At 37.8% G+C, this 18882-nt stretch carries 19 protein-coding genes and 1 riboswitch; of the genes, 16 read left to right on the top strand and 3 right to left on the bottom strand.

From position 1 onward, the window contains the following. The first annotated feature begins 12 nt into the window (after positions 1 to 12). A complete protein-coding gene (locus tag IGJ76_RS08270) occupies positions 13 to 1506 on the top strand; it encodes a flotillin family protein (RefSeq protein WP_071869292.1) in 1494 nt (497 codons plus the stop codon). A 67-nt stretch (positions 1507 to 1573) separates the two neighbouring features. Here the strand turns inward: IGJ76_RS08270 and IGJ76_RS08265 are convergent, their stop codons facing one another. Next, a complete protein-coding gene (locus IGJ76_RS08265) occupies positions 1574 to 2164 on the bottom strand; it encodes an FUSC family protein (protein ID WP_071869291.1) in 591 nt (196 codons plus the stop codon). 108 nt (positions 2165 to 2272) lie between these two features. Between IGJ76_RS08265 and IGJ76_RS08260 the strand changes: the two genes are divergently transcribed. Further along, the gene (locus tag IGJ76_RS08260; protein ID WP_071869290.1) at positions 2273 to 3238 is read left to right on the top strand and encodes an aromatic acid exporter family protein; all 966 of its coding nucleotides are present in this window, start codon (positions 2273 to 2275) and stop codon (positions 3236 to 3238) included. Between the two features lie 187 nt (positions 3239 to 3425). Here IGJ76_RS08260 and IGJ76_RS08255 read toward each other — a convergent pair whose 3' ends face one another. Then, a complete protein-coding gene (locus tag IGJ76_RS08255) occupies positions 3426 to 4382 on the bottom strand; it encodes a Gfo/Idh/MocA family protein (RefSeq protein ID WP_071869289.1) in 957 nt (318 codons plus the stop codon). A 173-nt stretch (positions 4383 to 4555) separates the two neighbouring features. Between IGJ76_RS08255 and IGJ76_RS08250 the strand changes: the two genes are divergently transcribed. From IGJ76_RS08250 to purB, 9 genes are all read left to right on the top strand, one after another. Further along, positions 4556 to 5086, top strand: coding sequence for a hypothetical protein (locus IGJ76_RS08250; protein ID WP_067481146.1), 531 nt, complete (start codon positions 4556 to 4558; stop codon positions 5084 to 5086). Positions 5087 to 5108: 22 nt separating this feature from the next. Beyond that, positions 5109 to 5945 (top strand): M15 family metallopeptidase, encoded by an 837-nt coding sequence (locus IGJ76_RS08245; RefSeq protein WP_067481149.1) that lies wholly within the window; start codon positions 5109 to 5111, stop codon positions 5943 to 5945. A gap of 8 nt (positions 5946 to 5953) precedes the next feature. Then, positions 5954 to 6571 (top strand): glycoside hydrolase family 73 protein, encoded by a 618-nt coding sequence (locus IGJ76_RS08240; protein ID WP_067481152.1) that lies wholly within the window; start codon positions 5954 to 5956, stop codon positions 6569 to 6571. A 20-nt stretch (positions 6572 to 6591) separates the two neighbouring features. After that, entirely contained in the window at positions 6592 to 7275 is a 684-nt protein-coding gene (locus IGJ76_RS08235) for a hydrolase (RefSeq protein WP_067481155.1), read from the top strand. Between the two features lie 309 nt (positions 7276 to 7584). Then, positions 7585 to 7682: riboswitch (purine riboswitch) on the top strand. 120 nt (positions 7683 to 7802) lie between these two features. Further along, positions 7803 to 8384 carry a xanthine phosphoribosyltransferase gene (locus IGJ76_RS08230; protein ID WP_095803717.1) on the top strand — a complete coding sequence of 194 codons (582 nt, stop codon included), beginning with the start codon at positions 7803 to 7805 and terminating at the stop codon, positions 8382 to 8384. A gap of 2 nt (positions 8385 to 8386) precedes the next feature. Further along, positions 8387 to 9694 (top strand): nucleobase:cation symporter-2 family protein, encoded by a 1308-nt coding sequence (locus IGJ76_RS08225; protein WP_071869287.1) that lies wholly within the window; start codon positions 8387 to 8389, stop codon positions 9692 to 9694. A 172-nt stretch (positions 9695 to 9866) separates the two neighbouring features. Beyond that, complete coding sequence (gene purE, locus IGJ76_RS08220) at positions 9867 to 10349, top strand: 5-(carboxyamino)imidazole ribonucleotide mutase (protein WP_256869131.1); 483 nt, start codon at positions 9867 to 9869, stop codon at positions 10347 to 10349. Further along, complete coding sequence (gene purK / locus IGJ76_RS08215) at positions 10342 to 11463, top strand: 5-(carboxyamino)imidazole ribonucleotide synthase (protein ID WP_172843728.1); 1122 nt, start codon at positions 10342 to 10344, stop codon at positions 11461 to 11463. Before purE ends, purK begins: the two co-directional genes overlap by 8 nt. 13 nt (positions 11464 to 11476) lie before the next feature. Beyond that, on the top strand, positions 11477 to 12772 hold the full coding sequence (gene purB, locus IGJ76_RS08210; protein ID WP_067481167.1) for an adenylosuccinate lyase: 1296 nt from the start codon (positions 11477 to 11479) through the stop codon (positions 12770 to 12772). 123 nt (positions 12773 to 12895) lie between these two features. Here the strand turns inward: purB and IGJ76_RS08205 are convergent, their stop codons facing one another. After that, a complete protein-coding gene (locus IGJ76_RS08205; protein WP_067481170.1) occupies positions 12896 to 13267 on the bottom strand; it encodes a hypothetical protein in 372 nt (123 codons plus the stop codon). A 256-nt stretch (positions 13268 to 13523) separates the two neighbouring features. On the opposite strand from IGJ76_RS08205, the gene purC reads away from it, so the two are divergent. The 5 genes from purC to purF are packed head-to-tail and all read left to right on the top strand — an operon-like array spanning position 13524 to position 18865. Continuing rightward, entirely contained in the window at positions 13524 to 14240 is a 717-nt protein-coding gene (purC, locus tag IGJ76_RS08200; protein ID WP_086270869.1) for a phosphoribosylaminoimidazolesuccinocarboxamide synthase, read from the top strand. Positions 14241 to 14284: 44 nt separating this feature from the next. Beyond that, the gene (purS, locus tag IGJ76_RS08195) at positions 14285 to 14539 is read left to right on the top strand and encodes a phosphoribosylformylglycinamidine synthase subunit PurS (protein WP_067481176.1); all 255 of its coding nucleotides are present in this window, start codon (positions 14285 to 14287) and stop codon (positions 14537 to 14539) included. A gap of 1 nt (position 14540) precedes the next feature. After that, the gene (gene purQ, locus IGJ76_RS08190; protein WP_430596552.1) at positions 14541 to 15218 is read left to right on the top strand and encodes a phosphoribosylformylglycinamidine synthase subunit PurQ; all 678 of its coding nucleotides are present in this window, start codon (positions 14541 to 14543) and stop codon (positions 15216 to 15218) included. Continuing rightward, a complete protein-coding gene (gene purL / locus IGJ76_RS08185; protein WP_430596551.1) occupies positions 15219 to 17441 on the top strand; it encodes a phosphoribosylformylglycinamidine synthase subunit PurL in 2223 nt (740 codons plus the stop codon). After that, on the top strand, positions 17426 to 18865 hold the full coding sequence (purF, locus tag IGJ76_RS08180; protein WP_071869283.1) for an amidophosphoribosyltransferase: 1440 nt from the start codon (positions 17426 to 17428) through the stop codon (positions 18863 to 18865). The genes purL and purF overlap by 16 nt, the downstream gene beginning before the upstream one ends. Positions 18866 to 18882: the final 17 nt, after the last annotated feature.

Genomic DNA, 18882 nt, shown 5'->3' with positions numbered 1-18882 from the left:
GGAGTGTGTTGAATGGTTATATCAGGAGCTTTTTTATCAGTTGCAATTGTTATCTTTATTTTATTGATGCTTTTAATTGTTTTCGTATCAAAGTATCAAACAGCAAAACCCGATGAAGCGTTAATTATCAGTGGTAGTTATTTAGGAAAGAAAAATGTCCACACAGACGAAAGTAATAATAAAATCAAAATCGTCCGCGGTGGCGGTGCATTTGTTTTACCCGTTTTCCAACGTTCTAACCGAATCAGTTTACTTTCTAGTAAGTTAGATGTTTCTACGCCAGAAGTTTACACAGAGCAAGGTGTACCAGTTATGTGTGATGGAACATCGATCATTAAAATCGGTTCATCTGTGGAAGAAATTGCAACAGCGGCAGAACAATTTTTAGGAAAAACAACCGATGAATTAGAAAACGAAGCGAGAGAAGTTCTTGAAGGACATTTACGTTCAATCTTGGGCTCGATGACAGTGGAAGAAATTTATCAAAATCGTGATAAATTCAGCCAAAGTGTTCAAGAAGTTGCTTCTGTTGATTTAGCGAAGATGGGGCTGATTATTGTTTCATTTACGATCAAAGAAGTTCGTGATAAAAACGGCTATCTTGATTCATTAGGGAAACCAAGAATTGCTCAAGTGAAGCGAGATGCAGAAATTGCGGAAGCCGAAGCATTGAAAGAAACGCGAATCAAAAAAGCACAAGCTGAAAAAGAATCACAAGCTGCAGAATTACAACGACAAACAGAAATCGCTGAATCAGTAAAAGAAAAAGAATTGAAGTTAGCAACTTATAAACAAGAACAAGATGTTGCTAAAGCGAAGGCAGACCAAGCGTATAACTTAGAAAGTGCCCGTGCACAACAACAAGTTATTGAGCAAGAAATGCAAATGAAGGTCGTTGAAAGACAAAAGCAAATTGAATTAGAAGAAAAAGAAATCATCCGTCGAGAAAAGCAATATGATTCTGAAGTGAAGAAAAAAGCAGATGCTGACCGTTACGCGAAAGAACAAGAAGCACAAGCACAGAAAGTAAAAGAAGTAACTGAAGCCGAGGCAGAACGTTTTAGAGTAGAAGCTTTAGCTGAGGCACAAGCAAGCCAAACTCGTTTGGCTGGTCAAGCGGAAGCCGAAGCCATTTTAGCAAAAGGGAAAGCCGAAGCCGAAGCAAAACAAAAAATTGCTGATGCCTTTAAAGAATATGGTGAGGCGGCTGTGTTAAGCATGGTGATTGAAATGTTACCACAATTGATGCGTGAAGCAGCACAACCATTAGGAAACATTGAAAAAATTTCTGTTGTTGATACTGGAAATGGATCTGGTGAAAATGGTGGAGCGAATCGAGTAACCGGATATGCAACCAACTTATTAGCATCCACACAAGAAACTTTAAAAGCAACAACGGGTCTGGATTTAAAAGAAATTATTGAGAATCTTTCAACCAAAGGGACTTCAAGTCAAGTGAATTTGTACGAAGGCGACTCAAAACCAGCAAATAATGACGAGGTATAGTTAAAAATCAAAAAGACCACTGTAAAATGTTTAATCATTTTACAGTGGTCTTTTTGTGGGACAATGTTTATTTTTTTTGTTTTTCGATTTGTTTTTCAATTTCTACTAAACTTTTACGCAAAGTACGTTCTTTCTTTTGTAACTCGACTAAATCTTCAGCCAATTCTTTTTTCTTCTCATCTTCTGGTGGTCGTAACACAAAATTAATTCCTAGAGCAATGAATGTTCCAATGAAGGTATCGAAAACCCGCTGTAATGCGTAAAGAGTAGACTCACCTTGAGGAATACTCAAAGAAATCATTAGCAAAGTAGAAATGGCTGAAATGATTCCAGAATTGTTGTCGATGCCATCTGAAACTACGATGGTTATGATAACCAAAACAGGTAATAAAAATAGTTCAACTAAAAAATCATTGTGGAAGTAGTGCTTGATGAAGAAAAAGATAATGGCTAGAACACCGCCAATTGAATTTCCGATGATTCGAGAGCGACCAAAGGAAACAGTCGATGTTAAATCTTGGCGTAAAGAAAAAACGGCTGACAGCGCAGCAATCAATGGATTGCCTCGCTGAAAGAAGTGAAAGACTAACATACAGATAAAAACAGCTAGTGCACTTTTTATAGTCCGCATACCGAGGCGGAAACGACCGATTTGCATAACTTTTTCTCCTTTAATCCCTTTTTTTAATCATAACGAATCTTCGGCATGTTTGCTAGTTTTTAGCGTAGAGGTTTAGTATAATTGGATGAAAAAAGGGGGAAATGTATGCGGATTGGTATGCGAACGATAAAAACAGTAATTAGTGCAACATTTGCGATGCTGATCGCGAACAGCTTGCCTTTACTTTATTGGCCTTCAGCTGGGATTATTGCCGTTTTGAGTGTTGGTAATACGAGGAGGTCGACAATAAGGACGGGTGTCGATCGTTTTATTGCTTTCATTTTGGCGACAGTCGTTGCTTTCCTTAGCTTTAAGCTCCTTGGTTTTTCTCCGATTGGGTTTGGATTCTTTTTACTTCTTTTTATTCCGTTAGCAGTTCAATTTAAGTTAACAGAAGGAATCGTTGTGAACTCTGTTTTGGTTACACAGTATTTAGTTGAGCAAAGCATGGCTGTGTCACTAATTTTAAATGCATTAGGATTGATGGTTATTGGCGTAGGATTAGCTTTAGTAGCAAATATTTACATGCCTAATACCGAAAAGCGGCTACAAGAAAATCAATTAGTGATTGAGGTTGAATTTCGTCAGTTGTTACAAGAAATGGCTGATTCATTGTTAAAAGAAGGAAACGAGCGGCTTATCGAAGAAGATTGCCAACAACTATTAGCGTTTATTCGAGCAAGTCAGTTAGAAGCTCGAAATCATCATGAAAATGATTGGGTCAGACAGGAAGGCTACTATGAAACTTACTTTTCAATGAGACGGGCACAACTAAATGTGTTAAATAATATGATTCAAAATTTAGAGCGAATTGAGTCGCCCAATCCATATAGTGAGCAGATTTACGGCTTACTGATCTATACAGCAGAAACGTTTGCTGAAGAAAATGACGGTACACGTATTATGGAACGAATCCATGAAGTTTATGCTGAATATCGGCAAATGCCGTTGCCACAAAAGCGGTCTGAGTTTGAGAATCGTGCAGAACTGTTTCAGTTTTTACAATCATTTAAAAGTTTTATTGAAATCAAAGCAGAATTTGCACAGCAAAAACAACAGAGTAATTCATAGAAAAGTGTCTGGGACAGGAATCAAAATGATTATGTCCCAGACACTTTTTCATGATTAAATGTTTTCTCAAAAGTAGCTCTCTCGGAAAAAGAAGCTGAATAATTTTTAAAAAATAGATGAAGCGATTTTTAAATTGTCCTTCTTACTTTTGAAGCTAATTATTTTTTGATTTCTGTTTGTCTAATTGTTACGCTTTTTGCCAATATATGTGCATTTGGTCCAGAATGTCAATGACATCTTTGGTTAAATAAAGTGAGCGATTAGGTAATTCACCTTCAATCATCTGTACCATGTTCGCAATTTCATAATTTAAAGCTTGTGAAGTGCTACCACTTTCGATGAATTCTTTTGTACCATCGACATAAGTAATCTCAGCACGATCTGCACGTGGATAATCAGTAATTGTAATGTAGCCATTTTCATAAGCAACGATACCAACTTTAGGCATTTTTGCTCGGAAGGTTAGGCTAACAGTTGCTAATTCGTCCTGATCATTTCGTAAAATCGTAACCGATTGTTCATCAACGCCTGTTTCAAACGGAATCATCGTCGAAGCAACTACTTCTGGTTGAGCAGTTAAAAAGAAACGCGCAAACGAAACTGCGTAGGTACCAATATCAAGTAGAGCACCGCCAGCTAAATCTGGATTGAAAAAACGATTAGTAGGATCTGGTTCCTTTGCACTACCAAAAGGAGCCTGAATCATTTTTAATTTACCTAATTTCTTGCTGTCAACTAGTGAATGAAGTCGTTGATAAAGTGGCATGTTAAAGATGGTCATTGCTTCAGCAAGAATCAACCCTTTTTCCTCCGCTAGTTTCATTGCCTCCGCTAACTCAGCAGTATTCATTGTGATTGCTTTTTCGCATAAGACGTGTTTTCCTGCTTCTAATGCTGCCAAAATGTGTGAAAGATGTTGGCGATTTGGTACAGCTATATAAATGATATCAATCTCGTCATCTGCCAAAAGGTCTTGATAACTTCCATAAGCTTTTTCAATACCATAATCTGTTGCAAATGCCTGTGCTTTGGCTAGCGAACGAGAAGCAACTGCGGATAGTGTACTTGAATTTTGATTGAAATTTTCAGCGAATTCTTTCGCAATTGTTCCTAAACCGATAATTCCCCATTGATATTTTTTCATGAGAGATAGCTCCTTTTTAATCTTTAAAATAGATGCAGTTTACCTATTAAGTATAGCAAAGTTTGACTTGATTTTAAGAAAAAGTGCCTAAACGATAAAAAAACTTGAAGGCGCAATGAAAAAGATGATTTTTTTTCTGAATTTAAGTAAAATGAAAAGAGGAGGGGATTCGGATGCATCAAGTATATATTGATCTTATTATAAGTGTATTATTAGAACAATTTGAATCAGAGCAATTTTTCTTAGACGAGTACCTACTAATCAATAAAGAAGAATGGGACGCATGGAAAAAGGGTGAAAAAAATTTACCATCTGAAGCTATGCAGAAAGTAAAAAATCTTTTTACTGATTATGAATGGATGTTGACCCAAAAAATTCTAAGACAGACAATTATTTTTCCAGAAAAGAGAACGATTGCTGTTGCTGAATACAAACAAATCAAGACACGAATTGCCCAAAAATGGTTGCACAGTGGCGTCGCAGAGGTTGAATTGATTCCGTTAAAAAATGAACAACATCCTAGCAGATACCTTGACTTGAAAGTGAGTATTCACTATGATGAATGGGGCTATGACGATATTTTGAATTTCCGATTGCCAGCGGATATTCAGCAACAAATCGAAGGCGAAAAAGTGGAACTTTTAGACTGGGTGAATGAAAACCTTGAGGAAACCTATGTCCATGAAGTAAACGCCGAGCATTAAAGGGAATGAAAGGATTTTTTAAGTGAAGAAAATTTTAGGTTTTGCTTCAGTCATTATTATGATTGGCGCGATGGGCTACATTTTTATGTCAGACCATAATGCTGGCGAAGTCGAGGCGACAAGACAAACAGAAGTAAAAAAAGCTGCAAAAAGTCCTAAAAAGGGGCTTGCTAGTATTACCGATACGACTGAAAGTTCATCAACAAATAAGAAAAGTAAACAAAAAACAAAAACGACGTCAGAATTACCTGATGTTAGTACAGATGACTGGAAGCTAGTATTAGTTGGACCAGAAAATAAGTTGGAAACTGAAGTAGATGAGTCAAGTCAATTGACGGCTTTATCAAATGGTTATTTGATTGATAAGAGAATTGAACCTGATTATCAAGAATTTGCCCAAGCAGCACAAGAGGCTGGTTATCCACTTGTCATGGTTTCAGCGTTTCGTTCAGTCACGTCACAAGAGCAAGTATTCGCACAACATGTCCAAGAAGTAATGGCACAACAGGGAATTACTGAAGAAGCAGCAACGAAAATCACGAAACAAACGATTACCGAGCCAGGCTATAGTGAGCATCATACGGGTTTAGCCGTCGATGTAGTTGATGAAGATTGGTACAACAACTATCCTTCAACTGTTTTGGAAGCTAGCTATGGCGATCAACCAGGTGCAAAATGGATTGCAGAAAATTGTGCTAAATATGGTTTTATTGTTCGCTATCCAAAAAATCGTGAAGATATTACCAAAATCACTTATGAACCTTGGCACCTTCGCTACGTGGGAAAAGAAAGTGCTGAATATATCACAAAAAATCAGTTGACGTTAGAAGAGTATTTGAATGAATTAAAGGAAAAGTAGGAACATAGATGGCAATTAAAAAATTCAAAAGTCGTCGACGGAAAAAAATGCGTTTCATCGTTTTATGCGCAGGAAGCTTACTCATCCTATTTGCTTTTTTTGCTTCTTTAAGAGGATTGATGACACCACTTACCGATCATTCGGCAGAGCAAGAAGCACAATCTCATCAAGAATTTATCCAACAACTTGTTCCGCATGCACAAGAATTACAAAATGCTTATGGTATCTTGCCGAGCATTATTCTGGGACAAGCAATTCTTGAATCAAACTGGGGGAAAAGCACGTTAGCGAGTGAATATAAAAATTTATTTGGAATCAAAGCTTATGGTGATCAAGAAAAAGTAAGTCTCGAAACCAAAGAATATGTCAACGAAGCATGGATTACGATTCAAGGTGAGTTTCGCGTATACCATTCATGGGAAGAATCCATGGATGACCATACTCAACTATTTATTCAAGGCGTTGACTGGAATCCGGCTTTGTACGAAAGAGTAATCACAGCAAGTAATTATCAAGAAGCTTCGCAAGCACTACAAGATGCAGGGTATGCAACAGATCCCACATATGCACAAAAAATTATTCAAGTAATTGAAACCTATCACCTTGATCAATACGATCGTAGATAACGCGGAGAGGAAGTGGCAGGATGGCAGAGTTTGTTCCTGAAATCATGACAGAATTAAGAAAAGATATTGTTCGTGTACCAGAAGTTATTTCGCAAGCAAGTGGAATTAAAGTTTTTGGTAAAAAAATTCGATCAATTATTTTTACAACGGATATTGCGATTATTAGAAACACGAATGCGAATGCAGTAATCGCAGTTTATCCTTTTACACCGCACCCAGCAATTACCAAAAGTATAATTGAAGCTGCGGACATTCCGGTATTTTCTGGTGTGGGAGGCGGTTTAACTCAGGGCGCTCGTTCTGCTTATATGAGTATGTTTGCTGAAGCACAAGGTTCCTTAGGCGTTGTCTTAAATGGACCAACGCCGTTAGAAACGGTTCGAGAAGTTTGTCGGATCGTTGACATCCCTGTAGTCAGCACGGTGACCTCTAAATATACAGAGCTTGATGAAAAGCTAGAAGCAGGTATTTCAATCATCAACATTAGTGCTGGTAAAGAAACTGCAGAAACTGTTCGTTATTTCCGAGAAAAGTATCCAGAACTACCAATTATTGCAACTGGTGGTCCAACAGAGGAAAGCATCTTGGAAACAATTGAAGCTGGAGCCAATGCTATCACCTATACACCGCCAACAAATGGTGAATTGTTCAGTGCGAAGATGGATAAGTATCGTCAACTTGAAAAAGAGAATCATCAAAATTAAAAGAGACCTTTTTAAACGCGAAGCAATTTAAATTGCTTCGCATTTTTCTTGTTTTTCAAGTAAAAATAGCTGAAAAAACGAACAAAACATGAAAATAATGAAAAAAGATTAGATTTTAGAAAATTTTTATTGAAAGTACATTGTCAGTTTCAGTAAGTAGTGTTAGACTATTTTCAATCTTTAATCAATCGAATTTTGTTTAGAAGGAAAAATTTTTAATGAAAAACGATTGATTTACCTGAGGATTCTGTTAAAAAAACAACTCCTCTGGCTTTAAACATCTTATCGAGTTATTGTATATTACTGACTTGTCAGTTCTACATACCTACTTATATATCGTCATAATATGGATGACAGTTTCTAGCCAATGCCGTAAAGATTGGACTATAAGTAAAAGAGTGGACAACACACCCTTTTTTGCTTATTTTAAAGTAGAAGGGTGTTTTTCTTTATCAGAAATTTTACGATAGAGTGTGGATGAAAAAGCTATTAATTGAACAAAAAATCAAGGAAAAGGGGCAAAAAAAGTGAAAGAATTAGTTGAACGCATCAAAAAAGATGGGCGTGTATTGGGTGAAGGTGTGCTAAAAGTTGATAGCTTTGTGACTCACCAAGTAGATCCAGTTTTGATGGAACAAATGGGTCAACGTTTTGCAGAAGTATTTAAAGATCAAGGAATTACCAAGGTGGTAACGATTGAAGCTTCTGGGATTGCGCCCGCTTTATATGCTGCAAAAGAATTGGGTGTGCCAATGATTTTTGCTAGAAAAGCAAAAAGTTTAACGATGGACGAAGAACTTTTAACAGCTTCTGTCTATTCTTTCACCAAACAAGTAACAAGCACGATTTCAATTTCACGAAAATTTTTATCAGAAAATGATAAAGTTTTGATTATTGATGATTTCTTGGCAAATGGTCAAGCTGCTAAAGGATTGATTGAGTTGTGTCAACAAGCTGGGGCAGAAGTTGAAGGAATCGGAATTGTCATTGAAAAATCTTTCCAAGATGGACGAGAATTACTTGAACAAATGGGACTACGTGTTGTTTCTTTAGCGCGTATCGCTTCCTTATCAAATGGTCAAGTTGAGTTTCTTGAGGAGGACGCATAACATTGGAAAAAGAAACGCAAAATGGAAAAGCAGCAGTCTTAGGGTTACAACATCTATTAGCAATGTATGCAGGTGCAGTTGCAGTGCCATTACTAATAGGAACAGGTCTTGGTTTTAATCAAGAACAAATGACTTACTTGATTTCAATTGATATTTTTATGTGTGGTTTAGCTACTTTACTACAACTGACTGTCAATCGTTTCTTTGGAATTGGTTTGCCTGTTGTTTTGGGTTGTGCAATCCAAGCAGTAGCTCCGTTGATTTTGATTGGTACAGATAAGGGTGTTGGTGCAATCTATGGTTCAATCATCGCATCTGGGATTTTTGTGGTGTTAGCCGCAGGCTTCTTTTCTAAAATCAAAAAGTTATTTCCACCGCTTGTAACAGGAACTGTTATTACAGTCATTGGCTTGACCTTAATCCCTGTGGCAATTGAAAAAATGGGTGGCGGTAGTGCTGCTGCAACAAATTTTGGTGACAAAACTAATCTATTGTTGGCTTTTGTAACGATTGGATTGATTGTTGGTGTCCAAATGCTTGGCAAAGGATTTATTCGTTCAATTGCTGTATTGATTGGTTTAGTTGGCGGGAGCGTATTAGCTGGCTTGATGGGAATGATTAACCTAGAGGCAATTGGTCAAGCGCCATTGTTCCATGTACCACAACCATTTTATTTTGGAAAACCAACATTTGATATCTGGTCTATTTTGCTAATGATTATTATTTCGATTGTTAGTATGGTTGAATCAACAGGTGTTTACTTTGCACTTGGCGATATTACTGGTAAAAAAGTTGGCGAAGAAGAGCTGAAAAAAGGTTATCGTGCGGAAGGGCTGGCAGTTATTCTTGGTGGTATTTTCAACACATTCCCTTATACTGGTTTTTCTCAAAATGTTGGGCTAGTTCAGTTATCCGGAATCAAAACAAGAAAACCAATTTACTTTTCGGCTGCATTCTTGATTATCTTAGGTCTGTTTCCAAAAATTGGTGCTATTGCCCAAATCATTCCTGAACCCGTACTTGGTGGCGGAATGTTAGTGATGTTTGGAATGGTGGCTGTTCAAGGAATTCGTATGTTGTTAGATGTTGATTTTGATAATGATAAAAATTTATTGATTGTTGCTGTTTCAATTGGTTTTGGATTAGGTTTCAACATCATGCCGTCTTTATTTGGACAGCTTCCTGAAACAATTCAAATGTTCACTGGTAACGGAATTGTTATGAGCAGTATTACAGCTATTGTCTTGAATTTGGTTTTTAATGGAATCAAAGAGGATGAAGCAATTATTGAAGAGGCATTCGAAAAATAAAAGTGAAAATAAAAGTAGCAGAAAATATTTTTTGTTACTTTTATTTTTTTGTTCAAAAAAATAAACACGAACGTTATTGTCGTATCGATAATTAATATTCGATTTTTGTTTGACGTTGGAAAATTCACTTGTTAAAATATGAGTGTATTGTAGCAGAGAGGGGAAAAAGATCGTGGAAGTTGCAGTCATTATGGGAAGTATTTCGGATTGGGAAACTATGAAATTTGCTTGTGACATGTTAGATGAATTTGGTGTTGCCTATGAAAAAAAAGTTGTGTCAGCGCATCGCACACCAGATTTAATGTTTCAATTTGCGAAAGAAGCAAGAGAAAGAGGAATTAAAGTAATTATTGCAGGCGCAGGTGGTGCAGCCCATTTACCCGGAATGGTTGCTGCACAGACAACACTACCAGTGATTGGTGTTCCTGTTCAATCACGAACATTAAATGGTTTAGACTCGTTATTATCGATTGTTCAAATGCCAGGTGGTGTGCCAGTAGCAACAACAGCAATTGGAAAAGCTGGCGCAATTAACGCCGGACTACTTGCGGTACAGATGCTTTCAATGTATGATTTAGAATTGGAAGCTAAATTGGCTGAAAGACGTTCAATGATGGCTGAAACTGTTATAGAAAGTAGTGATCAACTTGGTTAAACCATTACTGCCTGGATCAACGATTGGTATTGTCGGCGGCGGTCAATTAGGTCGGATGATGACAATTAGTGCAAAAGAAATGGGCTTTAAAGTAGGTGTATTAGATCCTGTTAGTGGTTGCCCAGCAGCTCAAGTGGCTGATTGGCATATCGAAAGTTCCTATGATGATACTTTTGCGTTAGAAGAACTTGCTAGACGAACAGATGTCATTACCTATGAATTTGAAAATGTAAGTGTGGAAGCACTTAATGCTATTTTACCAAAATCATTTATTCCACAAGGTACGGACTTGTTGGCAATTACGCAAGACCGCCTACTAGAAAAATCATTTTTAGAAACAAATAATATTGTGATTGCACCTTATGCAACAATTGTTAGTCCAACAGATATTCAAGATGCAATCGACGGAATTGGTTACCCTTGTGTTTTAAAAACGACACGCGGTGGGTATGATGGCAAAGGCCAATGCGTATTGTATGGCCGAGCTGACTTAGCACCAGCAATGGACTTATTACGTAAAGGAACTTGTGTGTTGGAAGCTTGGATTCCTTTTGAAAAAGAAATTTCTGTCATGGTGGCTGGCAACGGTCAAGGAGAGTACACAACATTTCCTGTGGTAGAAAATGTTCACCGAAATAATATTTTGCATGAAACAATTGCACCAGCTCGTGTACCTGCTGAAGTAGTCGAGGAAGCTGAGCGAATCGCAAAAGTAGTAGCAAAAGCAGTGAACCTCTCTGGTGTTTTAGGTGTCGAAATGTTTTTGACTAAGACAGGTGGTTTATATGTCAATGAGTTAGCACCAAGACCACATAATTCTGGACACTATTCAATTGAAGCTTGTTCAATGAGTCAATTCGATGCACACATTCGTGGTATTTGTGGTTGGCCTTTAAGTAAGATTCGGTTGCTAAGTGATGCTGTCATGGTCAATGTGTTAGGTGAACAGCTGTTAGAAAGCTATCGTTTAATTGAGAAAAAACCAGATTGGCAATTCCATTTCTACGGTAAGAGTCAAGCGCAAAAAGGGCGTAAAATGGGACATATCACTATTTTGACTGAAGATACGCATGAAACGCTAGAAGAAATCTATCAAACCAACATTTGGGACTAAAGGAGAAAGTTAAATGTTAGAACGTTATACACGACCTGAGATGGGAAATATCTGGACAGAAACAAATAAATATCAAGCTTGGTTGGAGGTTGAGATTTTAGCAGATGAAGCTTGGGCTGAACTTGGCGATATTCCTAAAGAAGATGTGAAAAAAATCCGGGAAAATGCTTCATTTGATATCAATCGAATTTTAGAGATTGAAAAATCAACACGCCACGATGTTGTAGCTTTCACGCGTGCAGTATCTGAAACACTTGGCGAAGAACGTAAGTGGGTACATTATGGGTTAACAAGTACAGATGTTGTTGATACTGCCTATGGTTATTTAATCAAACAAGCGAATGATATTTTGCGTGAAGACTTAAAACGATTCACAGAAATTATTGGTGAAAAAGCAAAAGAACATAAATATACAGTCATGATGGGGCGGACACACGGTGTTCATGCTGAACCAACGACATTTGGTTTGAAATTAGCTACTTGGTACTCTGAAATGAAACGGAATATTGAACGGTTTGAACATGCAGCTAAAGGTGTAGAAGCTGGAAAAATTTCTGGTGCAGTAGGAACATTTGCGAATATTCCACCATTCATTGAAGAATATGTTTGTGAAAATTTAGGCATTCGACCACAAGAAATCTCAACCCAAGTTTTACCGCGCGATTTACACGCTGAATACTTTGCAACAATGGCATTGATTGCAACGAGTATTGAACGATTTGCAACGGAAATTCGTGGGTTGCAAAAATCAGAAACGCGTGAAGTCGAAGAATTTTTTGCTAAAGGGCAAAAGGGATCTTCTGCAATGCCACATAAACGCAATCCAATTGGGTCGGAGAACATGTCTGGTTTGGCGAGAGTGATTCGTGGACATATGGTTACTGCGTACGAAAATGTTTCTTTATGGCATGAAAGAGATATTTCTCATTCATCTGCTGAACGAATTATTTTACCTGATACAACGATCCTTTTGGATTATATGTTGAATCGTTTTGGAAATATCGTGAAGAATCTGACGGTCTTCCCAGAAAATATGAAACGTAATATGGATGCTACATTTGGCTTGATTTATAGTCAAAGAGTATTGTTAAAATTAATTGATAAAGGCATGACTCGTGAAGAAGCGTATGATTTAGTTCAACCAAAAACTGCGCAAGCGTGGGATGAGCAAACAGCTTTCCGTCCTTTATTGGAAAACGATACTAAAATCACTTCTGTGTTATCAGCAGAAGATATTGAAGATGCATTTGACTATCACTACCATTTAAAAAATGTCGACGCAATTTTTGAACGTGTTGGCTTGGCATAAGTCGATGAAACGCTACAGCAAAAAATGCTGTAGCGTTTTTTGTGTAAATAAATAAAGAGGTTTGCCACTGATCTGGCAGACCTCTTTTGTTTTTTTTCAGTTAGTAGAACATTCGCTGATTACTTACGCAAGTGCTTGCGTATTTGTAAAATGAAGCGAGTGAAGCAGATTGAGTAAATAATCAATGAAATCATAATTGTATTCTTGAGTGTTAAACACGATTTGGATACGATATTGATTTTTGAATACTTTTTGTTCATGAATTTGATTGATTAACAACTCATGATTGGAATTCGTTTGATAGTGTGCAGTTTTTTTCCGGCATTCAGCATGACGTTTCGTTGCACGGCGAATTTTTCGGAAAGTATAAAAGCTTGTATCTTTATTGCACAGATAAACATCTTTGATACCCAATAAATCGTTGTATAAGCGAGCACGTTCTTCTGGTGTTAGTTCAGAAAGGAATTGTTGTGCAGTATAAGTTGAATCTTCCATATGCTAGTGCCTCCTTGAATAAACATACATGGTAATCACACGTTTACTATACCATTAAGTTTTTCTGATGTAAACGCTTCGGTTAAGGGTGTTTTTACACATTGATTGTCTAAAAGCGAACATTAGATGATTCTAATGCTAATAATGTACAGTAGTTGGTTGATTTACCTAAAAAGTGTTGTTAAAATCAAAAGTGAAAAAACGAACAAAAACAACTGTTTATCAATTAAATGTAAGTTTATAAGGAGAGAGACTTGTGGAGAAAGCGGAATTGTTATACGAAGGAAAAGCAAAAAAAATGTTTGCAACAGAGGACAAACAAGTGATTTGGGTTGAATATCTTGATCAAGCAACTGCATTGAATGGGGTCATGAAAGACCAAATTCAAGGAAAAGGTGAATTAAATAATCAGATCACTAGCCGAATTTTCCAATACTTAACAAAAAAAGGAATTGACAATCATTTCATTGATATTTTGTCAAAAACCGAACAATTAGTAAAAAAAGTCGAAGTGATTCCTTTGGAGGTAGTTGTCAGAAATTTTGCAGCGGGAAGCTTCTCCAAACGATTAGCGGTACCAGAAGGAACCTTGTTACCTGAACCAATCATCGAATTTTATTATAAAGATGATTCGTTAGATGATCCGTTTATCAATGAAGCACACATTGCATTCTTAGAACTTGCAACACCAGCTGAAATTCAAGAAATCAAGTTGATCGCCTTACAAGTCAACGAAGCTTTACAGGAATTATTTGCGGGTATCGACTTACAGTTGATTGATTTTAAATTAGAGTTTGGTCGTTTAGCAGATGGAAAAATCTTACTTGCTGATGAGATTTCTCCTGATACTTGCCGTTTATGGGATAGTGACTCTCATGAGCATATGGATAAAGATGTGTATCGTCGAAAAATCGGTAATTTGGTTCCAGTTTATCAAGAAGTGTTGACTCGGTTGAACAATTATTCATTCTAATAATCATTGCTACTTAAAAACTTACTTTTAAAGGAGAAAAACAAATGTATTTTGTAAAAGTTTATGTGACGTATAAAGATTCTGTATTAGATCCACAAGGAGAAGCGGTAAAACATGCAGTGCATCGAATGGGTTATGAAGAGATTACAGAAATTCGTATGGGAAAATACTTTGAAATTCAAGTTGCACCATCACAAGCATCGGTTGAAGAAACGATTGAACAAATTTGTGACAAATTATTAGCGAATGTCAACATGGAAACATATCGTTACGAAATTGAGGAAATGGAGGAAGTTTAGCATGAAGTTTGCAGTGATTGTTTTTCCTGGCTCAAACTGTGATGCAGATATGCTGTGGGCTGTGCAAGAAATTATGGGTGTGGAAGCAGCCTATGTTCGTTACGATGAAGATTCACTTTCTGGATTTGACGGTGTATTACTTCCTGGTGGTTTTTCTTACGGTGATTATCTTCGTTGTGGAGCAATTGCTCGCTTTTCGACAATTATGCAAGAAGTGATTCGTTTTGCTGAAGAAGGCAAACCAGTATTTGGAACATGTAATGGGTTCCAAATTTTAACTGAAGCAGGATTACTCCCTGGTGTTTTACGCAGAAATGAGTCGTTACAATTTATTTGCAAGACAGTTCCGTTAAGAGTTGTAAATAATCAAACGGCGTTTACCTCAGAATATCGTGAGGGTGAAGTGATTCAATTGCCAGTCGCTCATGGTGAAGGAAATTATTTTTGTGACGAAGAAACGTTACGTGAACTAAAGGAAAATAATCAAATCGTTTTTACGTATGAAGAAGAAAATATCAATGGCAGTGTGGAACGTATCGCAGGAATTACGAACCAAGCTGGAAATGTTCTGGGAATGATGCCTCATCCTGAACGTGCGATGGAGCAGTTATTAGGTTCAGAAGACGGAAAACGTTTCTTTCAATCAATGATCAAAAACTTCGGGAAGGTGACTGTTTAGATGAAAACAATGATGGAGCCAACAGCACAAGAAATCAAAGAGCAGAAAATCTACACTGAATGGGGTTTGTCTGATGAAGAATACCGCATGATTGAAGAAGATATATTGGGTAGAATGCCTAATTATACTGAAACAGGTCTGTTTTCTGTTATGTGGAGTGAACATTGTTCTTATAAGAATTCCAAACCTGTTCTACGAAAATTCCCGGTTACTGGACCGAACGTTTTGCAAGGACCTGGTGAAGGAGCTGGGATTGTGGATATCGGTGATGGGCAAGCAGTCGTTTTTAAGGCAGAAAGTCATAATCATCCTTCTGCTGTAGAACCTTATGAAGGTGCAGCAACTGGAGTTGGCGGGATTATTCGTGATATTTTCAGCATGGGTGCACGACCAATTGCGTTGCTTGACTCTTTACGTTTTGGTGAGCTGAATAATTCACGCACAAAATATTTATTTGATGAAGTAGTTGCGGGAATTGGTGGCTATGGTAATTGTATTGGTATCCCAACAGTTGGTGGCGAGATTGCTTTTGATGCTTGTTATGAAGGGAATCCATTAGTCAATGCGATGTGTGTTGGGTTGATTGACCATAAAGATATTCAAAAAGGTCAGGCATCAGGTGTCGGAAATTCTATTATGTATGTCGGAGCTAAAACAGGTCGTGACGGTATCCATGGTGCAACATTTGCTTCAGAGGAGTTTAGTCAAGAAGAAGAACAGCAACGCTCTGCTGTTCAAGTTGGTGATCCTTTCATGGAAAAATTGTTGTTGGAAGCCTGCCTTGAGTTGATTCTGAAACATGCAGAAATTTTAGTAGGTATCCAAGATATGGGTGCTGCGGGATTGGTATCATCCAGTTCAGAAATGGCTTCCAAAGCAGGATCAGGTTTGATTTTAACGCTAGATGATGTGCCCCAACGAGAAACAGGTATGTCTCCTTATGAAATGATGTTATCTGAATCTCAAGAACGTATGTTAATTTGCGTCAAAGCTGGTGCAGAGGAAGAAGTAAAAGCGTTATTCAAAAAATATGATTTAGATGCTGTAACAATTGGAAAGGTAACAGATGATGGCCAATATCGTTTATATCATCATGGAAATGAAGTGGCTAACTTACCAGTTGATGCTTTGGCAGAAGATGCGCCAGTTTACGATAAGCCAAGAAAAGAACCAGCGAGAATGGCGGAGTTTCGAACAATGCCAGCATATGTGCCTGTCATTGGCGACCCAAACGAAACACTCTTATCGTTATTAGCGCAACCAACAATTGCTTCAAAGAAGTCAATTTACGAAACGTACGACTCTCAAGTTCAAACAAATACCGTTGTTCGTCCGGGAAGTGATGCAGCTGTTTTACGAATCCGCGGAACGAAAAAAGCTTTAGCAATGACAACTGATTGTAATGCAAGATACCTTTATTTAAATCCAGAAATCGGTGGTCAGATTGCAGTTGCTGAAGCAGCGCGAAATATTGTTGCTAGCGGTGGAAAACCTTTAGCAATTACAGATTGTTTGAACTATGGTTCACCGGATAAGCCTGAAGTTTTTTGGGAGCTTTGGCACTCGGCAGATGGAATAGCAGAAGCTTGTCGTACCTTTGAAACACCAGTTATTTCTGGAAACGTGTCACTTTACAATGAAACAGATGGCAAGGCAATCTATCCAACTCCGATGATTGGTATGGTAGGTTTGATTGAATCGCATGAGCAGATTACTACGCAGGAATTTAAGCAAGCAGGAGATCAAATTTATGTTATTGGCCAAACAGGCAATGATTTTAATGGGAGTGAGATTCAAAAGCTTTTGACAGGAACGATTCAAGGTCAATTAACTAACTTTGATTTAGCAGTTGAAAAGAAAAATCAAGACTTAATGTTAGCTGCTATTCAACAAGGCTTGGTAGCTAGTTCTCATGATTGTTCTGAAGGTGGCCTGGCGGTTGCCATTGCAGAAGCTGCTTTTGCGAATGGATTAGGTGTTAAAGTACAAGTCGAGTTGACTGTTGCGGAACTTTTCTCGGAAACACAATCACGATTTGTGGTGTCAATCAATTCGAAAAATCAGACAGCTTTTGAACAATTAGCAGGAGAACAGGCTTACCATCTTGGTGAAGTAACAGCTGATTCTCAATTGCGAATGCAAGCAGTTGATGGCGAAATCAATCTAACAACTCAAATGGCTAAAGCAAGCTGGGAGGAAGCTATTCCATGTCTTATGAAGTAAAAAGTTTGAATGAGGAATGTGGGATTTTTGGTGTCTGGGGACATCAGGATGCAGCAAGTGTTACTTATTTTGGCTTGCATAGCCTACAACATCGTGGCCAAGAAGGTGCGGGGATTGTTTCGAATGATGAAGGCAAACTCCATGGGCATCGCGATCTTGGTTTATTATCAGAAGTATTCAAAGATCAACGAAAATTAACTCAATTAACAGGAAATGCAGCAATTGGTCATGTGCGCTACGCGACTGCGGGAAATGGAAGTGTCGATAATATCCAACCATTTTTATTCAAGTTTTATGATGTTTCGGTTGGCTTAGCCCACAATGGTAATTTGACCAATGCTCGCTCTTTGCGAAAAGAATTAGAGCAAGATGGAGCCATTTTTCATTCAAATTCGGATACAGAAATTTTAATGCATTTGATACGTCGAAGTGACGAAGAAACATTTTTAGCAAAATTAAAAGCATCTTTGAACAAAGTAAAAGGCGGCTTTGCGTATTTACTAATGACAGAAGACGCAATGATTGCGGCGCTTGATCCTAATGGGTTCCGTCCATTAGCAATTGGACAGATGAAAAATGGTGCTTATGTCGTTGCCTCTGAAACCTGTGCTTTAGAAGTAGTTGGTGCAGAATTTCTCCGTGATGTGCATCCCGGAGAAGTAGTGATAATCAACGATGAAGGACTAAGAATTGAAACGTACACACAAGATACACAGCTAGCAATCTGTTCAATGGAGTATATCTATTTTGCACGACCAGATTCGAATATCAATGGGGTCAATGTCCATACTGCTCGAAAAAATATGGGTAAAAATCTAGCGGAAGAAGCACCAATCGAGGCAGATATGGTAGTAGGTGTCCCCAATTCTTCTTTGTCAGCTGCCAGTGGGTATGCTGAAGCTAGTGGAATTCCTTATGAAATTGGTTTAGTAAAAAACCAATATATTGCGCGAACCTTCATTCAACCTACACCAGAGTTACGCGAACAAGGTGTACGTATGAAACTATCAGCTGTTCGAGGAGTAGTAGAAGGTAAAAAAATCGTGATGGTAGACGACTCAATTGTACGTGGTACGACAAGTCGACGAATCGTCCGGCTATTAAAAGAAGCTGGGGCGAAAGAGGTCCATGTTCGAATTGCTTCTCCACCTCTAAAATATCCTTGTTTTTACGGAATCGATATTCAAACGAGGAAAGAATTGATTGCTGCTAATCATAGTATCGAAGAAATTCGGCAATGCATTGGTGCAGATTCTTTAGAATTCCTTAGTGAGGAAGGCTTGATTACTGCCATTGGGTTAAAAGAAGAAGCGCCTTATTCAGGATTATGTATGGCTTATTTTAATGGTGACTATCCAACTCCTTTGTATGATTATGAGGAGAAATACCAAGCATCTCTGAAAGAAAAAGTTTCGTTTTTCTAATAATAAAGGAGTGAATC

This window comes from Enterococcus sp. DIV0175, from assembly GCF_050529075.1.
GTDB lineage: Bacteria > Bacillota > Bacilli > Lactobacillales > Enterococcaceae > Enterococcus_B > Enterococcus_B thailandicus.
The sequence above is the reverse complement of the archived record's forward strand: the minus strand, read 5'-3'. Positions and strand labels throughout refer to the sequence as shown.

What these genes read in the sequence shown, in the direction of transcription:
- IGJ76_RS08205 (WP_067481170.1), bottom strand. Translation starts at nt 13,267, where the DNA reads ATGGAAGATTCAACTTATACTGCACAACAATTCCTTTCTGAACTAACA.
- IGJ76_RS08265 (WP_071869291.1), bottom strand. Translation starts at nt 2,164, where the DNA reads ATGCAAATCGGTCGTTTCCGCCTCGGTATGCGGACTATAAAAAGTGCA.
- IGJ76_RS08270 (WP_071869292.1), top strand. Translation starts at nt 13, where the DNA reads ATGGTTATATCAGGAGCTTTTTTATCAGTTGCAATTGTTATCTTTATT.
- purQ (WP_430596552.1), top strand. Translation starts at nt 14,541, where the DNA reads ATGAAGTTTGCAGTGATTGTTTTTCCTGGCTCAAACTGTGATGCAGAT.
- IGJ76_RS08235 (WP_067481155.1), top strand. Translation starts at nt 6,592, where the DNA reads ATGGCAGAGTTTGTTCCTGAAATCATGACAGAATTAAGAAAAGATATT.
- purS (WP_067481176.1), top strand. Translation starts at nt 14,285, where the DNA reads ATGTATTTTGTAAAAGTTTATGTGACGTATAAAGATTCTGTATTAGAT.
- IGJ76_RS08240 (WP_067481152.1), top strand. Translation starts at nt 5,954, where the DNA reads ATGGCAATTAAAAAATTCAAAAGTCGTCGACGGAAAAAAATGCGTTTC.
- purB (WP_067481167.1), top strand. Translation starts at nt 11,477, where the DNA reads ATGTTAGAACGTTATACACGACCTGAGATGGGAAATATCTGGACAGAA.
- IGJ76_RS08260 (WP_071869290.1), top strand. Translation starts at nt 2,273, where the DNA reads ATGCGGATTGGTATGCGAACGATAAAAACAGTAATTAGTGCAACATTT.
- purF (WP_071869283.1), top strand. Translation starts at nt 17,426, where the DNA reads ATGTCTTATGAAGTAAAAAGTTTGAATGAGGAATGTGGGATTTTTGGT.
- IGJ76_RS08255 (WP_071869289.1), bottom strand. Translation starts at nt 4,382, where the DNA reads ATGAAAAAATATCAATGGGGAATTATCGGTTTAGGAACAATTGCGAAA.
- purL (WP_430596551.1), top strand. Translation starts at nt 15,219, where the DNA reads ATGAAAACAATGATGGAGCCAACAGCACAAGAAATCAAAGAGCAGAAA.
- IGJ76_RS08250 (WP_067481146.1), top strand. Translation starts at nt 4,556, where the DNA reads ATGCATCAAGTATATATTGATCTTATTATAAGTGTATTATTAGAACAA.